15 protein-coding genes and 1 riboswitch are annotated in these 16,392 nt (G+C 44.4%); of the genes, 10 read left to right on the forward strand and 5 right to left on the reverse strand.

The window, feature by feature from the left end:
• Nucleotides 1-2 precede the first annotated feature (2 nt).
• Nucleotides 3-1,064 carry an efflux RND transporter periplasmic adaptor subunit gene (locus R1T43_RS17440; RefSeq protein ID WP_317350587.1) on the reverse strand — a complete coding sequence of 354 codons (1,062 nt, stop codon included), beginning with the start codon at nt 1,062-1,064 and terminating at the stop codon, nt 3-5.
• 145 nt (nt 1,065-1,209) lie between these two features.
• Here R1T43_RS17440 and R1T43_RS17445 point away from each other — a divergent pair, with 145 nt between their 5' ends.
• The 5 genes from R1T43_RS17445 (at nt 1,210) to R1T43_RS17465 (ending at nt 5,562) form a co-directional block, all read left to right on the forward strand.
• Nucleotides 1,210-1,731, forward strand: coding sequence for an NUDIX hydrolase (locus R1T43_RS17445; protein ID WP_211069905.1), 522 nt, complete (start codon nt 1,210-1,212; stop codon nt 1,729-1,731).
• A 116-nt stretch (nt 1,732-1,847) separates the two neighbouring features.
• On the forward strand, nt 1,848-2,615 hold the full coding sequence (locus R1T43_RS17450; protein WP_211069906.1) for a class II aldolase/adducin family protein: 768 nt from the start codon (nt 1,848-1,850) through the stop codon (nt 2,613-2,615).
• A 64-nt stretch (nt 2,616-2,679) separates the two neighbouring features.
• A complete protein-coding gene (locus R1T43_RS17455; protein ID WP_013785445.1) occupies nt 2,680-3,864 on the forward strand; it encodes a mandelate racemase/muconate lactonizing enzyme family protein in 1,185 nt (394 codons plus the stop codon).
• A 61-nt stretch (nt 3,865-3,925) separates the two neighbouring features.
• Complete coding sequence (locus tag R1T43_RS17460) at nt 3,926-5,212, forward strand: hypothetical protein (RefSeq protein ID WP_317350592.1); 1,287 nt, start codon at nt 3,926-3,928, stop codon at nt 5,210-5,212.
• Nucleotides 5,209-5,562, forward strand: coding sequence for a hypothetical protein (locus tag R1T43_RS17465; RefSeq protein WP_317350594.1), 354 nt, complete (start codon nt 5,209-5,211; stop codon nt 5,560-5,562). The genes R1T43_RS17460 and R1T43_RS17465 overlap by 4 nt, the downstream gene beginning before the upstream one ends.
• Nucleotides 5,563-5,672: 110 nt before the next feature.
• Here the strand turns inward: R1T43_RS17465 and R1T43_RS17470 are convergent, their stop codons facing one another.
• Complete coding sequence (locus R1T43_RS17470; protein ID WP_317350596.1) at nt 5,673-6,542, reverse strand: amidohydrolase family protein; 870 nt, start codon at nt 6,540-6,542, stop codon at nt 5,673-5,675.
• The gene (locus R1T43_RS17475) at nt 6,539-7,288 is read right to left on the reverse strand and encodes an SDR family NAD(P)-dependent oxidoreductase (protein WP_211069911.1); all 750 of its coding nucleotides are present in this window, start codon (nt 7,286-7,288) and stop codon (nt 6,539-6,541) included. Before R1T43_RS17475 ends, R1T43_RS17470 begins: the two co-directional genes overlap by 4 nt.
• A 245-nt stretch (nt 7,289-7,533) precedes the next feature.
• Here R1T43_RS17475 and R1T43_RS17480 point away from each other — a divergent pair, with 245 nt between their 5' ends.
• Nucleotides 7,534-9,294, forward strand: a complete 1,761-nt coding sequence (locus R1T43_RS17480) for an acyl-CoA dehydrogenase family protein (RefSeq protein WP_317350599.1) — start codon at nt 7,534-7,536, stop codon at nt 9,292-9,294.
• Between the two features lie 87 nt (nt 9,295-9,381).
• Here R1T43_RS17480 and R1T43_RS17485 read toward each other — a convergent pair whose 3' ends face one another.
• Together R1T43_RS17485 and R1T43_RS17490 are read right to left on the reverse strand one after the other, a co-directional pair.
• Complete coding sequence (locus tag R1T43_RS17485) at nt 9,382-9,915, reverse strand: DUF3016 domain-containing protein (RefSeq protein ID WP_126872447.1); 534 nt, start codon at nt 9,913-9,915, stop codon at nt 9,382-9,384.
• A 309-nt stretch (nt 9,916-10,224) separates the two neighbouring features.
• Entirely contained in the window at nt 10,225-10,590 is a 366-nt protein-coding gene (locus R1T43_RS17490) for a hypothetical protein (RefSeq protein WP_317350602.1), read from the reverse strand.
• A gap of 321 nt (nt 10,591-10,911) precedes the next feature.
• Here R1T43_RS17490 and ccoG point away from each other — a divergent pair, with 321 nt between their 5' ends.
• The 4 genes from ccoG (at nt 10,912) to R1T43_RS17510 (ending at nt 16,384) form a co-directional block, all read left to right on the forward strand.
• Nucleotides 10,912-12,345, forward strand: a complete 1,434-nt coding sequence (ccoG, locus tag R1T43_RS17495) for a cytochrome c oxidase accessory protein CcoG (protein ID WP_317350603.1) — start codon at nt 10,912-10,914, stop codon at nt 12,343-12,345.
• Nucleotides 12,342-13,313, forward strand: coding sequence for a serine/threonine protein kinase (locus tag R1T43_RS17500; protein WP_317350605.1), 972 nt, complete (start codon nt 12,342-12,344; stop codon nt 13,311-13,313). Before ccoG ends, R1T43_RS17500 begins: the two co-directional genes overlap by 4 nt.
• A 44-nt stretch (nt 13,314-13,357) precedes the next feature.
• Nucleotides 13,358-13,574: riboswitch (cobalamin riboswitch) on the forward strand.
• A 51-nt stretch (nt 13,575-13,625) separates the two neighbouring features.
• Nucleotides 13,626-15,551, forward strand: a complete 1,926-nt coding sequence (locus R1T43_RS17505; RefSeq protein ID WP_317350607.1) for a TonB-dependent receptor plug domain-containing protein — start codon at nt 13,626-13,628, stop codon at nt 15,549-15,551.
• A gap of 200 nt (nt 15,552-15,751) precedes the next feature.
• Complete coding sequence (locus tag R1T43_RS17510) at nt 15,752-16,384, forward strand: thiol:disulfide interchange protein DsbA/DsbL (RefSeq protein WP_317350609.1); 633 nt, start codon at nt 15,752-15,754, stop codon at nt 16,382-16,384.
• Nucleotides 16,385-16,392: the final 8 nt, after the last annotated feature.

Below are 16,392 nucleotides of genomic sequence, written 5' to 3' on the forward strand. Positions count from 1 at the left end.
GCTTAACCCTCGTTGTTACGGTTAAGAACGTTAACAGCAGACTGGTCGCGTACTCTAAGCGTGCCTTCTGTTATCACTTCGTCACCAGCTTTAAGGCCTGACACAATTTGAACAATACCAGGGCGGCGTTCACCAATCACCACTTCACGCTGATGGGCAACGTCGTCTTCTACCACATACACATATTGAATATCTTGCACTGGCACTAAGGCTTTCTCAGGAAGAATAAGCGTATCAAGCACACGTTTTTCAACCACTATAGTAAGTAACATGCCTGGTCTTAATCGCTGGTCTTTGTTATCGATAATGGCGCGTACGCTAATTGCGCGGCTGATGGGATCTAATCGGGTATCAATATGCGTAATTTCGCCGCTAAATATTTCACCAGGATAGGCCACCGATGTAGCAGAAACCTTCTGACCTTTCGCTACACTCGCCAATTGATTTTCGGCAATACTGAAATCAACTTTTACTACGCTAATATCATCAAGGGTAGTTATAACGCCAGCGGGCTGAACCAATGAGCCAATACTGACTTGTCGTGCGCCCAGCACACCTGAAAATGGCGCGCGAATTTGTAAATCATCAACCTGTGCTTCAGCGATGTCTAATTGCGCTTCTAATCCTTTTACCCGCGCTTGTTGTTCATCAAGCAGCTGCTCAGATGCGGCGCTAGATTCACGCAAATTAAAAATACGGGTGTATTGACGCTTTGCTTCATCAATATTGGCGCGCAATTCAGCAACCCGAGCCAACTCTTCATTGTTGTTTAGCTGAATAAGCACTTGGCCAGCTTTCACACTATCGCCATCTTCGAAGTTAACTGAGCGTACGGTTTCGGTAACTTGTGCAGTGACCGCTATCGATTCATTCGCTCTGGCAGTGCCAAGGGCTTCAATAGTAATCGCCATTGCGCCTTGCTCTACCAATATGGTTTTCACTGTTGTGGCTAAAGGACCGCCTTTTTTCACCTCTTCTTCTGCAGGCAAGTTTAAATAGACAACCACAGCCGCTAACAATAAAGCCCCTATTAGTAATGGAGATAGTAATTTGCGTGAAGACATAACCTTTCCTATTGGTAAATATGCACCACGTGATAAAGTAACCAAGTTGGTGCATTAACGAGATTCAGGGTCGCGTTCAAACCAAAACCTTTATCTACGTTTTTATTATTATTAATTTTTTCTGAATAGTATTTTACCCAAACTAATGAGTATCAATTTTCGCTTATCATCCATTTTGGTAGTTTTAACGCTTTTTGGATGTACAAAGACGGTGCCTGAAGCGCCTTTTTGCCGAAGCACGAATAACGATGAGCATACTCAAAGTGCCGCAGCATGCATCATTAAGGTGCAAAGCAAAGCGCTTTTGATTAAACATCGCCTTTCAAATCGTTTAGATTTTCCCGGTGGTGGAAAAAAAGATGGCGAATCATTAGTTTGCGCAGCCCACCGAGAAACATGGGAAGAAACAGGTTTCAATGTCGAGGTCGGTGAAAAACTGGCCGTTACACAAAACGGTCTTGCGCTATTTGAGTGTACATTAAACGCAGGGGTAGAACACTTGCCAGATGTGTTTGATGCGCCGCCATGGGCAAAACTAGAAGTGATTGAATTAGTACAAGCCGATCCCTTTTTACTCACTCATATCGAACTTCGCTTTCCTGATGACCTTATTGCGTTTCGCGATAGCTTTAATAAAATTGAAGTGAGCCAGTCCCAGCAAGAATAATGTGTGAGTAGTTGTGCCAATGCCCTTGCTTTGGTAATTTGACTACCCGCTGATATCAGAAGGCATTAAGCCATCATTATCTTCATGTTTAGCCTACGATATTTAGGAGACAGGCCGTGTATTCATTAGCTCCTCTTAGCCTTAAAGGCAAAGTGTCTGAAATAGAATGGCAAACCCGCGTCGATTTAGCTGCATGCTATCGACTGGTTGCTGATATGCGTTGGGGCGACCTTATCTATACGCATATTTCGGCGAAAGTCCCCGGTACCGACCATTACTTAGTTAACGCCTTTGGTTTAGGGTTTGACGAAGTGACAGCGTCTAACCTTGTCAAAGTAGACCTTGAAGGTAACATTCTTGATGACTCACCTTATCAAATAAACCCAGCTGGATTTACTATCCATAGTGCCATTCACGAAGTTCGTCACGATGCACTCTGTGTTATTCATTTGCACACACTCGCCACCATTTCAGTGGCATCGGTAAAAGGCGGTTTAAAGCCTTGGAGCCAGTATTCTTTATTTTCACTCCCCTCGCTGTCTTACCATAGTTACGAAGGCTTAGCAGTGAACGATAGTGAAAAGAAAAGCCTACAAGATGATTTGGGCGATACCAATCATATGCTATTGCCTAATCATGGAGGGCTAACAGTAGGCCCCACCGTAGGCGATGCGTTCATGCGCTTTTATGATTTACAAAGGGCCTGTGAAATTCAGCTGGCACTCATGCAGTCGAATGAAGAGGTTATTGATATACCACAGCCTATTATCGACGGTATTTATCAGCAAGCCAGCGTAGTTCACAGTGGTGAAACCGGCGGCCAGAAAGCGTGGCCCGCCATGCTAAGAAAAGCTTACAAGCTCGATCCAGGCTTTTGCGAATAATCCAATTTAAGGTCGCTGCCAGTGCAGCTTGTGGCGACGCCAAACAGACAGTAGAGAGCCATAAATGAAAGTAACCAAAGTAGAAATATTTGATATTGAATGCCCTAAGCGCCCAGCATGGAACCCTGTTTTTGTGCGTGTGTATACGGATGAAGGTATCACTGGTGTGGGTGAAGCGGGCTTGGCTTACGATTGGGGTCATAGTGCTGCAGCGCACATGATCAAAGAAATTGCCGAAGCCATGTTAATTGGCTTCAACCCATTCCACACCGAATTATTGTGGTCGCGTATGCTACGTGAAGGTTTTTGGGGCTTAGGTGGCGGACCTGTTATTTATGCAGCAATGAGTGCCATTGATACTGCACTTTGGGACATTAAAGGCAGAGCCCTAGGCTTGCCTGTGTACGAACTATTGGGCGGAAAAACCAATGGCAAACTACGCAGCTATGCTAGCCAATTGCAGTTCGATTGGGATAAAGAAGTCACCAAGCTTAACGACCCTGCAGATTATGCTCGTGCTACCGAAAAAGCATTAAAAGACGGCTACGATGCGGTAAAAGTAGACCCTATTGTTTACGATAAAGATGGCGTGACGCATTTCGATCGCACTAAACTTTTCTCTAAGCCAGAATTAAAGTTATTTAAAGCTCGCTTACAAGCTATACGCGACACCATGGGTGAAGACGGCGATATTATTTTTGAGTGCCACAGCTTGTTAGGGGCATCTACCGCCATACAGCTTGGCGACATTGTTGAAGAAATTGGCTGCTTGTATTACGAAGAGCCTGTGAATTACCTAAATTCAAAACTACACGATAAAGTGGCTAAAAATGTAAACGTACCGATTGCTGGTGGTGAACGCTTATATCATCGCTGGGACGTGCGCCCTTATTTAGAAGACCAATCTATTGATGTACTGCAGCCTGACGTAGGCTTGTGTGGCGGATTTACTGAAGCGAAAAAAGTATGTGATTATGCCGACATCTATGACGTGCGCATTCAAGCACATGTCTGTGGCGGACCTGTGGCGACAGCAGCCAGTTTGCACTTGGAAACCGCAATACCTAACTTCTTAATTCACGAACATCACACTTATGCCATTAAAGACTGGAATCGTGAGCTTTGTTTACAAGACCCACAACCTGTAAATGGCTTTATTGAAGCGCCAGACACTCCTGGATTAGGTATCGATTTAAATGACGAGATTGTTTACCGCTCGCCTCATATGACAGTAACAGAACTTAAATAACGAAACGCTTAGATTGGGGCAATGATTTTTGCCCCGCCTGTTTTCAAGGATAAGAAGAAGTATGTCAGCCTCGGCTTCCTCATCGGCTTTATTGTGCTCACCGCCCGTCTCTATTGTTACGTATACGCCTATCGCGTTAACCCGTAAATTCAGTGCGCTTACGCCGTCTTTAACCAGCAAAGTTGAAGAAGTCATGCACAGCCAAGATTGGGTACTTAATCAAGAAAGTAAACTGGACATGGGCTATGTATCTACCGATTCTGACTTATTAAGCCCCATGTTTACCCCATTAGTAAAACTTGAAGTCGATCATGAAAGTCCAGCTTTTCAACATGCATTTTCAACCCTAGAAGAAATAGGCCTTAAGCTTCAAGGTTTAAATTTACGCTTATATCAAACAGGCATTGCTACCTTACAAGCGACATTGGCACCCGCATCTCAGGAACAACTCACTCTATGTTGGCAAAAGATTGAAAACAGAGATATTGAACAAAGCCTGTCTTTAATTTTACAAGCGGCAGGAGGTGTAATGATCAACTTGCTAAACACCACCTTTGATACACTAAGTAAACGCTGTAAATTATTGACCTCTGAACTCACCGACAGTGACGCGGTATTGTGGACTGGACGTTGTTATATTACTCGCGTTCCAGAATCTGACGCAGAAGCCAAACAGGTGTTCTCAATTATTCATGAATGTCCGCCTACCAACTACGAGAACGATGAGGCTTTCTTCCGTTCGGGAAATTGCCTATTTTTAAACAATGATATTTTACTGTCGTTGGATAACCGGCGGGTTCTGTTTTTGCTTCAGCATTACAATGCGATGTTGTATGCCTATCAACAATCGATGAGCAACGCGTACCATCAGCTGCAATCGCTTAAAGCTCTGTCGACGGGGCGGCGCAGAAAAGCCCTTGAAAAGTTGATCCAGCGCATGGTTTCAATTAGAACCCTAGAGTATATTCGATTGGAGTTTTGTGATTCGCTTCGAGGACTGCAAGGAAGTCGAAAGCCACTCGCGAACGCACTCATAGATGCATGGGAAATTAATGCCGTAGAAGAGAGTTTGCTTGATAGGGCAGCCTATATTAACAACGCCATATCAAGTTACGAGAACCAACTTAATCGTGCTATAAATAAATCGATTGAAGTAATACTCATGCTAATTGGGGGTATTTCTTTGGTGGATATTACCAACAACTTTGTCGCCGCATCACAATCTGTGAAGCATGATTCAACGTGGGGTATCTACGATATATTCTCGCTAATGTCATCTGAAAATACGGTTAACCTAGCCTTAATAGCGGTGCTGTTAATGGCCTTACTATTTGCGAAGAACAAATGAATAAGCGCACAAAATTTACCATTATATTGACACCAGGCACACACGCATACGAACCAGTAAAAGAAGCGTTAAACGAATATTTATCCACCTATTATGGTGGATGCACGCACTTTGATTGTGAAGGGTCTTGGCGCGAAGATGCGTGCGAATTCAAACCTCGTTACGACGCTAATTTAATTACCGAGAAGTCACTGTGTGTGTGGTGCGCGATAATGCCAGATAAAGCAGAGCGCTTTGTGGATGAGCTTCGTGCATTCCTCACTATATTGAAAAAACAGCAAAGCGCAGAGTTTAGCTTTATTCATATTGAAAGCCAGACAGTGGCCGCCCACCATCAACTTATAGACTAAAAAGCGATATAGAGGTGCAAGCCCTTGGGTGCCCGCTCTTGAGTGTAAGCTCTTGGCTGCAAGCTAGCGACGTAGCACTATCGCTTAAAATAGTGGCTGGCATTAGTCGTTTAGATATCTAGGCCATACCAACGAGCGGTATTGTTTGCCAACACGCTGCATTTCTCGTCAAAGGTAAACTGCGCCAGCATTTTTTCATATTGCAGCCAAAGCGCTTGATAACTGTGGCGCCAGTTAGAAAGTGGAAAATTGCTTGCTAACATTACTCGCGACACGCCAAATATAGCTACCGTTTCCATGACAATATTTTGCGCACTGCGCCAATGCCAGTCTCTGCACTGCATTTCCCACCCTGAGAGTTTTACAGCCACCTGAGAACACTGAGCGAGTGCGTTCATATTAATTCGCCACTGCTTAATGTAGGTAGCGGTAACAGCAGAACCTAACAGCGCTGAACCTGCGTGATTAATAATGACTGAAAGTGCGGGCAATGCCTCTAATAACTTTAATAACGCTCTTACCGCCTCGCCGTCACCCACATCCAGTTGGGCATCGAAAGACAATCCATATTCGCTACTACGCTTAAGCGCATGTTTTGTTTTAGGGTGGGTTAATATAAAGTCGGCTTGTTCATCTAAAATATGGCGAAGCCCCGCGACTGAAGAAAACCCTGCCAATGTTTGAATATCAGACAAGGTCCGTTCACTACATAAATCGATACTGGCAACGCTTTTAAACGGCAGTTGGGCTCGTTGTTCTAAATACCGGATCTCACGCCAAGGACGTTCATTGTCGAACCCTGCTTCAACATGCACGTAGCCTGCAAGAGTGTGACCGCTAGAAAGTGTTAAGCTTCTTTCATCACATGATGATGCAATGGCTTGCTTGTCGTGCCAATACGGCGGATTTTGCGGCTTAAGCCAGTGGTAATCACCCGCCTCAAGGGCAAAAAAATGTAGATGACCATCGACGATATTCACTTGGCGGTATAACCGCCGTCGACAGCGTGTAAGCTTCCGGTAATAAAGGTCGCTTTATCACTGCAAAGAAAATACACCAGTTCAGACACATCTTCGGGCTGGCCAATACGACCAATAGGTTGCTCAGCGGCCTCTTGGGCTACAACTGCGGTTTTATCGGCCCCTGATGCTGCTACATATTTATCGATAGCGTGGTGAAACAAGGGCGTTTCAATCGTCCCCGGGCATACCGCATTAGCTCTAATATTAAAGGGGGCATAATCCAGTGCCGTGGTTTTAGCTATAGACGCCAAGGCAGACTTTGTTAAACCATAGGCAAAAGAGTTCTGCTTACCGACAAAACACTGATCGGATCCCATCACCACAATAGCCCCACTTTTTTGAACTTTCATAGTAGGTAGTGACGCTTTAATTGCCCCATATGCGCCTTTAATGTTTAGGCTCATTATCTTATCGAGTAGTGCTTCATCGGTATCTTCAATGGTTGCCGACACGTGCATACCTGCGTTACACACCAATGCATCTATACGACCATATTTTACGGCAATATTATCGATAGCATGTCGCACTTGTTCCACGTTACTGACATCACAAGCCACCCATTCAGCGTTAGTTGGTGTGTCGTCAAAATCTCTTACATCCAGGTTTATCACTCGGTAGTCATTTTCACTAAAGGTATTACAAACCGCTAAACCTATTCCTAAACTTCCGCCGGTAACGACACAAACTGATTGCCCGTGGTTCATGAGTTCTCTACTTCTTAATACATGGAATTAACTATAGTTATAGGATGCCAGCGAGCTATTGAAAAGCAAGCTTTGCCACAGATTATGATGCCCCTGTGGTTTAAATTTAAAGGGATTGAACAGTTGTTGTGCAAATACAGCCATATTATTTTTCATTAACTTTCCCTTAACGGGCTACTCTGTCTATGCTTTTTGTGTCTATAATGTGGCAAAATTAAAACACTTGTTTGAAAAGGGAGTCTTCTATGCCTCTGTACCACGCCCCTACTACCGATTTTCAGTTCTTACTTAAGGACTGGTTAGGCCTAGATGCCCACTATGAAAAATTGGGTATCAGCGATTTTGATAGCGAACTGGCCAACGAAATTATTTCGCAAGGCGCTAAATTCGCCATTGACGTTGTAGCACCATTAAACCGTGAAGGTGATGAAGAAGGCTGTAAGCTGGAAGACGGAAAAATCACCACACCGAAAGGCTTTGCCGACGCATATCAAGAGTATGTAGCAAATGGCTGGAACGCCATGTTAGGTACGGCTGAATACGATGGGCAGGAGTTGCCTTACACCATGGCGGTGCCTGTACATGAAATGCTAAATGCCGCAAACCTAAGCTGGCGTTTGACCACCATGCTAACAGAAAGCGCAACGCTTGCTGTGACTAAGCATGCTAGCAAGGAATTAAAAGACAAGTATCTCGCTAAACTCATCAGCGGTGAGTGGACAGGTACAATGAACTTAACCGAACCTCACGCGGGCACCGATCTTAGTTTACTTAGCTCCAAAGCTGAACCTCAAGACGACGGTAGTTATAAAATTACCGGTAATAAAATATTTATTACCGCCGGTGACCAAGATTGGAGCAGCAATGTTATTCACTTGGTACTCGCTCGCTTACCCGATGCGCCTAAGGGCGTAAAAGGCATTAGCTTGTTTCTAGTGCCTAAACTAATGCTTGATGAAAATAACGAACCAAGCACTGCAAACTCTCTATCTGTGGGCAGTATTGAACACAAGATGGGTATCAAGGCGAGCCCAACCTGTGTGATGAACTTTGACGACGCGACAGGCTGGTTAGTGGGTGAAGAAAACCAAGGCTTAGCCTGCATGTTCACCATGATGAACGACGCTCGTTTCCAAGTGGGTTTACAAGGCCTAGGAGCTGCAGAAGCTTCTTACCAAGGTGCGTTAACGTATGCCCGTGAGCGCGTTCAATCTCGTGCGCCGCAAGGTATTCAAAACCCTGAAGGCAAAGCCGACCCTATTGTATTTCAGCCTGATGTAGCCCGAATGCTACTTACGCAAAAATCACAAATTGAAGGTAGCCGCGCACTGTCTTTGCTATACGCAAAGTACATGGATATCGAAAAATTAGGCACTGACGAAGAAAAAGAAAATGCAGATAAAGTGCTGCAGTTTCTTACGCCAATCTGCAAAGCCTACATGACAGATATGGGCCTTGAAACTACCAGTATCGGGGTGCAAGTTTTTGGTGGTCATGGATTTATCCGTGAGTGGGGCATGGAGCAATTGATGCGTGATGTTCGTATCGCCATGTTGTATGAAGGCACCAACGGTATTCAGGCATTAGACTTAATTGGCCGTAAATTAACCCGTGATGGCGGGCAAATGATGGAAGCTACTTATCAGGCGTTTGCTGAGCTAGTTGCTGATATTAGCGATGCTGAAAGTAAAGGACTGGCGCAAGGCTTACTTGACGATTGGCGCGCATCATCGGCTGACTGCCTAGGTATGGATGGCACTACAGCAGCGGCGGCGGCAGCAGATTACTTAGCCTATTCTGCCTACTCGCTAATTGGTGTGCTGTGGTACAGCATGGCAGATAAAGCGGCGAGTACAGATAATGCTGTGCTAGCTTCTTCTAAGCAGAAAACCCGTGATTTCTACATGCAGCGTATATTGCCTCGTCGCAATGCGCATAAACAAGCGTATTCAGCAGGCTATGAAAGCACGTTGGCCGTATCCGGCAGTGAGTTTGATTACATTTAATCAAGCAGATAAAACTAAAAAACCGCCTGTATAGGCGGTTTTTTATTCATATTGATATAGCAAATAACAGCTGGTCGCTAAACGTAACTACTTATTAGCAACAAGGCTTTCTGCAAACGTATCGTTAAACCAATCTTCAATCATGTTCTTTTCGTAAACCAGATTATCGCTGGGTAACCTACGATTAACGGTATTCATGAACATCATATCTTTAATCTTAACCTCTTCGCTCTTAAGCACTGTGCTGTCACCGCCTGTAAGTACATATGAGAATGACATTCTAGGAATGTCTATTTCTTTAATGATCCTGACATCCGTAGCAGACTGCCCCATACCAACAAAAGATGCAGGCCACACCTGACCGGCTAAATCCAAATCAGTAACGGTAATTGACAGTTTTTGATCGTCAGGAAGCTTTTCTGCTAATTCAGTAAAAAACTCATCGAGCTCTTTAAAAGTGCGTTCTCTAAAGCGAGTTCGAGATTCATTCGATGGCTTAACATCTCGGTAAGACTTTGGTTCTTCCCAGGTTACTTCAACCTGTGCCGCTTGCAGTACACCAGACATACCCACGCTGGCGAGCAAGAGCGCAGATACACTCGTTAACTTAGCTATTTTCATGTAACCCCCTACCTCGTTTCTAAAAACCCGGTATTAGTCAGCGACAAAAAACTGAGTAAGCGGGTAACGGCGCTTAGTGAAGCATGGCTTCAACTTATAGCAATGTTACTACTTTTATCACAACTATATGCTCAATAATAGCACAGGTAGCTGAACGTAGAATGAATGGCTTTATCTATATACAGGGTAATAGTGGGAAAGGATTGGAAGGTACGACGACAGAAACGAAGAAGAGACTAATACAAGAAACAACACCTTTAGCGCCAATTATTTATCGGGCTCCAGTAGCTATTTATCGGGCTGCAGTAGCTATTTATCGGGCTGCAGTAGCTTAGATTGTTCTATCATTACGCACAACTGCTGGCGCTTGCCGCGGCTAAAATTTGGGTTTATATCGGTGGTTTCGCAATATGCGATATGAAAGCGCATGACCGTTGAACGACTTGCCAGAATTCTTCGAAGGTAGTTTGCTTCGAATTCTTTTAAAGGCGCAAGCTGCGCCGCCGCTTGATCTTTTAACGCATCTAGCTCTCTTTGTTCAGGTAACTCAGAAATAGAAACAAACCAACCTGAGATGGTACTTTGTATATCTGAAAAAAAGTATTGAACAAAAGGCGATCGTAGCACAATCACCAATAATACAATTTCGGCACAGATTACAAAGAAACGAAGCATTTAAAATTATTCCACTACTATACTTAATTCAAACAACGCAGCTATCGTTAATTATTTTCAACAAACATTTTCGTCAAAAAAATCAAAAGGATAATTACTTGTATAATTTTCATTCGGTATTAAAAACTATTATCGCCATAGTAGTCAACTAGCATTAAGTAAAGATAGATTGATAAAATCTAATTTCTGAACTTTCAGTATTGACTGAAAGATAAATAAAGCTGATCATTAGCCCTATCATTGATCTATGTTAAACACGCTGAATTTTCAGCTGTTATAATGCGCCGCGCAATACAAGAAGTTGGCTAAGGTTTTGAAAAAATGAACGAACAAATTCCGGTTAAAAACGTTACTCCAGTTAAGGTGCATAAACCAGCATCAACCACTGAAGGGAAGCGATACGACTCGCGTAGTCGTATTTATGTTCGTGCGGTTAAAGGCCCTCTTGAAACATTCAGACGTTTTTTCGGTTTGTTTTTTCTCGCCATCTTTGCCGCTATTCCTTGGATAAGATTTAATGGCCAGCAGGCAGTGCTACTCGATATTGTCGAGCAGCGCTTCTCTATCTTTGGGTTAACCTTATGGCCGCAAGATTTAACCTTGCTTGCCTATATCTTCATCGTGGGCGCATTCGCGCTGTTTTTCGTGACGACCTTTGCAGGTAGGGTGTGGTGCGGCTTCATGTGCCCTCAAACTACCTGGGTGTATATCTACACTTGGTTTGAAGAGAAGATAGAAGGCCCTAGAAATAAACGTATTAAGCTAGACGCACGAAACATGGATGCGGATAAGTTTATTCGCAAAACCCTCAAACATACGGCTTGGGTGGCGGTTGCCCTACTTACCGCACTCACCTTTGTGGGGTATTTCACCCCAATCGGCGCACTCTTTGTTGATTTTTTCACCTTTAACACAGGCTTCTGGGCCGCGTTTTCAGTGGTCTTTTTTGCAGTGTGCACATATGCCAATGCGGGTTACATGCGAGAAATCATGTGTACCCATATTTGCCCTTATGCCCGTTTTCAATCGGCCATGTTCGACAAAGACACCTTTACCGTCTCTTACGATGCCAAACGAGGCGAACAGCGAGGCCCTCGTCCTCGTAAGCTTAGCCATGAACAGGTGCATGAAAAAGGCCTGGGTGACTGTATTGACTGTAACCTCTGTGTGCAGGTTTGCCCCACCGGCATCGATATTCGAAACGGTTTGCAATATGAATGCATTAACTGCGGTGCGTGCGTAGATGCCTGTAACGGCGTAATGGATAAAATGGGTTACCCCAAAGGGCTTATAAGCTTTACGTCGGAAGAAGAGCTAGCGGGGGGTAAAACACACATCGTGCGGCCTAAGCTAATTGGCTACCTTATCGTGCTTATTGTCATGACAGGATTATTGGTTGCCGACATTGTAACCCGCGTGCCCTTAGAAATTGATATTATTCGCGACCGTAACTCGTTATACCGTGAAACGAATGAAGGGTTAATTGAGAACGTTTATACCGTTAAAGTATTAAACAAATCTCAGCAAACTCATACCTATACCATTTCGGTACAAGGGCTGCCTGAATACACCTTTATTGGCAATAAAGAAGTGACTGTGCAAGGTGGTGAGGTTTATAGCACACCGATTTCGGTTGCAACCGACCCGTATAATCTGGAAGATGTGGTAACAGACATTCAATTCACCGTTACCACTACCACCGATTCAGGTGAAAACGTTACGGTTAATGAGCCAACCAAATTCCTTTATCGATGAAAGACTTTTCGTTTTCTGGATTAGATCCAGACACTATATTAGATGCCCTGGAAACTCAGGGCATTTTTCTTCAAAGCGGCTTACTCGCTCTCAATAGTTATGAGAACCGGGTTTACCAATTTCAAGCCGATGATAATAAACGTTACGTGGTTAAGTTTTATCGCCCTGCCCGTTGGACAGACGCGCAAATTTTGGAAGAACACAGCTTCGCCCAAGAACTTGCTGATAACGAAATTCCGATTGTTGCGCCCTTAGCGCTAAACGGAAAAACCCTTCACCACCATGGCGATTATCGCTTTACGGTTTTTCCTTCTGTGGGTGGGCGCCAGTTTGAGAACGATAACTTAGATCAGCTGGAATGGATGGGCCGCTTTATTGGCCGTATTCACCGCGTATCTCAATCGAAAACCTTTAAACAGCGCCCAGATATCGATACCCAAAGCTATTTAGATGAACCTCGTCAGGTTCTTGAGAACAGCACCTTGCTTCCAGATCATCTCAAAACAGCCTTCTTTGCTATTTTGAACCCTGTTATCAGTGCCGCTTCCTCTGCTTATAAAGCCACCGACATTATTCGATTGCACGGCGATTGCCATCCTGGAAATATTCTATGGCGAGATGGTCCTACCTTTGTTGATTTAGATGATTGTCGGATGGGCCCTGCTATCCAAGATTTATGGATGATGTTAAGTGGCGACAGACAGCAACAACTATTGCAACTTGATACGTTGATTGAAGCCTATGAAGAATTTCAGCCATTTAATACTAATCAACTTGCGTTAATAGAACCCCTTCGCGCCATGCGTATGGTGCACTATATGGCATGGCTGTCTCGCCGCTGGGAAGATCCAGCCTTCCCTCGCGCCTTTCCATGGTTTGCCGACGATAAATACTGGGAAGGTCAAATTCTTGCGCTAAAAGAGCAACTCTCTGCCATGCAAGAAGCGCCCTTGAAGCTCGGATATTAGCCCGCTAAACCTGAACACACTCGCTATTTATTAGGCACTTAAGCTATACTCCTTCGCGCTTAGGTGCCCATCTATGGGTTAAACGGGAAATCAGTGAAATCTGATGCTGCCCCCGCAACGGTAAACTCAGTGTGAACACACACATTCTCCTTAACACGCCACTGTGTCATCGCTATTAATGTCGCGACATGGGAAGGCAGAGAAACCATACACAGTATTGGTGAGTGAGCCCGGATACCGGCCTAGCTTCACGGCAGTTATTCTGCTTACATTCACCCTTGTACTCGGGCGGAGTACATAGCGAGAAATACAATGAAATTTCAAACACACTTTACCTGCACTGCAGTTTACGCTGCCGTGGCAACACTGCTGTCTGCACCTGTTTTAGCGCAAACTCCTGATACCATAGAAACACTTACCGTTACTGGCACCCGTTTACCTGTACAAATAGCTAAGCTGCCTGCATCGGTAAGCGTATTAACCGAGCAAGATATTCAAGCCTCTGGCGCTGTACAACTTACCGATTTAATTCGTGGCCTACCTGGCGTAAGCCTTTCCCAATCTGGTAGCCCAGGCGGCCTTACCGAAGTTCGTGTTCGAGGCAGCGAAAGTAACCACTTACTCGTGCTTATTGATGGCGTGGTGTCTAACGATATTGGCCAAGGAAGCTTGATAGACTTGGCCCACTTAACCTCGGCTAACGTGGTACGTATAGAGCTACTACGTGGCCCGCAAAGTGCCTTATGGGGCAGTGGTGCAATTGGTGGTGTATTGAGTATCACCACCAAAGCAGGTGAAGGAGCCAGTGCAAAACCAAGCATTAATTTAAGTGCGGGAATAGGCACACAAGGTACTTACCAAGGCAGCATTAATGCCGCCACGCAAAATGGCGATGTGGCTGTACGCACCTATGCCAATTACCTAAAAACAGATGGCGATAACATTTCCCGCGTGGGTAATGAAGATGACGGTTATGACAACATGACCGCAGGCATCAACGTTGATTACGCAATGGCTGATGCACACACGTTAAGTGCGAAATTTCGCAGCACCCAATACGAAAATGATTACGATGGTACTGATTATGTAACGACTGGCCTGCCAGCTGATGCCGACAATGTGACTGAGGGTAGCCAACTTAGTACTAAACTAGCTTGGCGCTACGCGCCAGATGCATCGGCCTATGCGTCTACCGTGTCTTTCGATTACCGAAAAGACGACAATGACAATACCACATCAGGTGCCGATGCAGGTGGTACCACGGGTGAGCGCTTAGCCCTAAATTGGACAAGCTTTTACCAATTTGATAACTGGCAAGTAGCGGGTGGTGCTGAATACTTACAACGTTTGTTTGAACAACGTGGCCCTGTTGTATTTGGCGATCCGAATCAAAAACAGCACGACAATACGACCAGCTTATTTGGTGAAGCCACTGGTGACCTCGTTGATAACGTTTTTGCGACTTTAAGCGCACGGTTCGACAACAACAGTGAATTTGATGACGCCGTTAGTTATCGCGCAGGCCTAACGTGGCAAGTATCAAAAACCTATGCGCTATTTTCAAGCTACGGTAAGGCGATTAAAACCCCAACCTTTACTGAGAGATTTGGCTATTTCCCAGATAGCTTTATTGGTAACCCAGACTTAACGCCCGAAGAGAGTGAAGAGTGGGAAGTTGGCGTAAAAGCAAATTGGAATTCGGTTACCGCACAAATGAGTGCTTATAGCGCCCAACTTGAAGACGAAATTAATGGCTTCGTTTATGACGCCACCCAAGGCGTGTACACCGCTGCCAATGTAGATGGTGAAAGTAGCCGTGATGGCGTAGACGTTGAAGTAACTTGGCTTAGCGATTTAGCGAAGGTGTCGGCGTCTTATAGCTATTTAGACGCTGACCAAACCAGTTTTGGCATTGCCAGCACAGAGCTTCGCCGTGCACGTCATCAAGGCGCATTGTCGGTATTGTCTGATTTAGGTACCGAGAAATTTAGCCTTTATGCAAAATTGGCCTATACCGGCACCCATTACGATACTTACTTCCCTCCCTACCCTGCTAATGCAGAAACCTTAGGGTTGTCAGCTTATATCCTAGCGTCAGTTAACCTTGGCTATCAAGTTTCTGAAAAGTGGGCATTATCATTAAAAGTGAATAACCTTTTTGATACTGACTACGAGGATATCGTGGGCTATGCAGGACAAGAACGACGTGCATTGCTATCGGTGAGCTACAGCTACTAGTAATACCTATTCCGTCACTTTTTAAACTCAAATAGTGACACTTTATTCGCTTCTTCGGCACGAAGAAGCGAAACTTTCCTCTCAGATATCATCCATTCGTTGCATTTTTCCGCTCGCTTGTCGCGTAAACTAGTGCCCAATAAAAGCCTGTGGTAACCTCAGCATTGATAGATAGATTTGAAATCAAAGGATTCAATTACATGAAGAAGTTTGCAGTATTGTTTGTAATGGCAATGCTTTTGCCATTAACCGCATGTGCCCAAGAAGGTACAGCTAAATGGAAAGAAGGTACCCATTACACGGTATTAGATGAAGAAGCGACTATAAAGCCAGTTATCACAGAATACTTCTCTTTCTGGTGCCCACATTGCTTCCAATTTGAGCCAATCGTAAAACAAATTAAAGAGAAGAAAGGCGAGAACACTAAGTTTGAAAAGGTGCATGTTAACTTTATGCGCTTTACCGGCCCTGACGTTCAAGATGCCGCGACGCATGCCATGTTAATTGCCCGTGCAATGAAACAAGAAGATGCAATGAACACCGCTATCTTCAACTACATTCATAAGCAACGCGCAACCATTACCAACCTTAAAGATTTGCGTAACATCTTTGTGGTAAACGGTGTTGATGGCGCTGAGTTTGATAAGTTAGCCACCAGCTTTGGCGTAAACAATATGATTCGTAAGAACCAGCAGCTTATCGATAAGAACCGAGACTACCTTTCAGGTGTACCAAGTTTTGTGATTAATGGTAAATATCAGCCTAAGTTTACTGCTGAAATGACCTTTGACGATATTGCTGATTTGATTGTTTGGTTATCTGAGCAAAAATAGTTACTTAC

Source organism: Alteromonas sp. CI.11.F.A3 (assembly GCF_032925565.1).
In the GTDB taxonomy this organism is placed as follows: Bacteria; Pseudomonadota; Gammaproteobacteria; order Enterobacterales; family Alteromonadaceae; genus Alteromonas.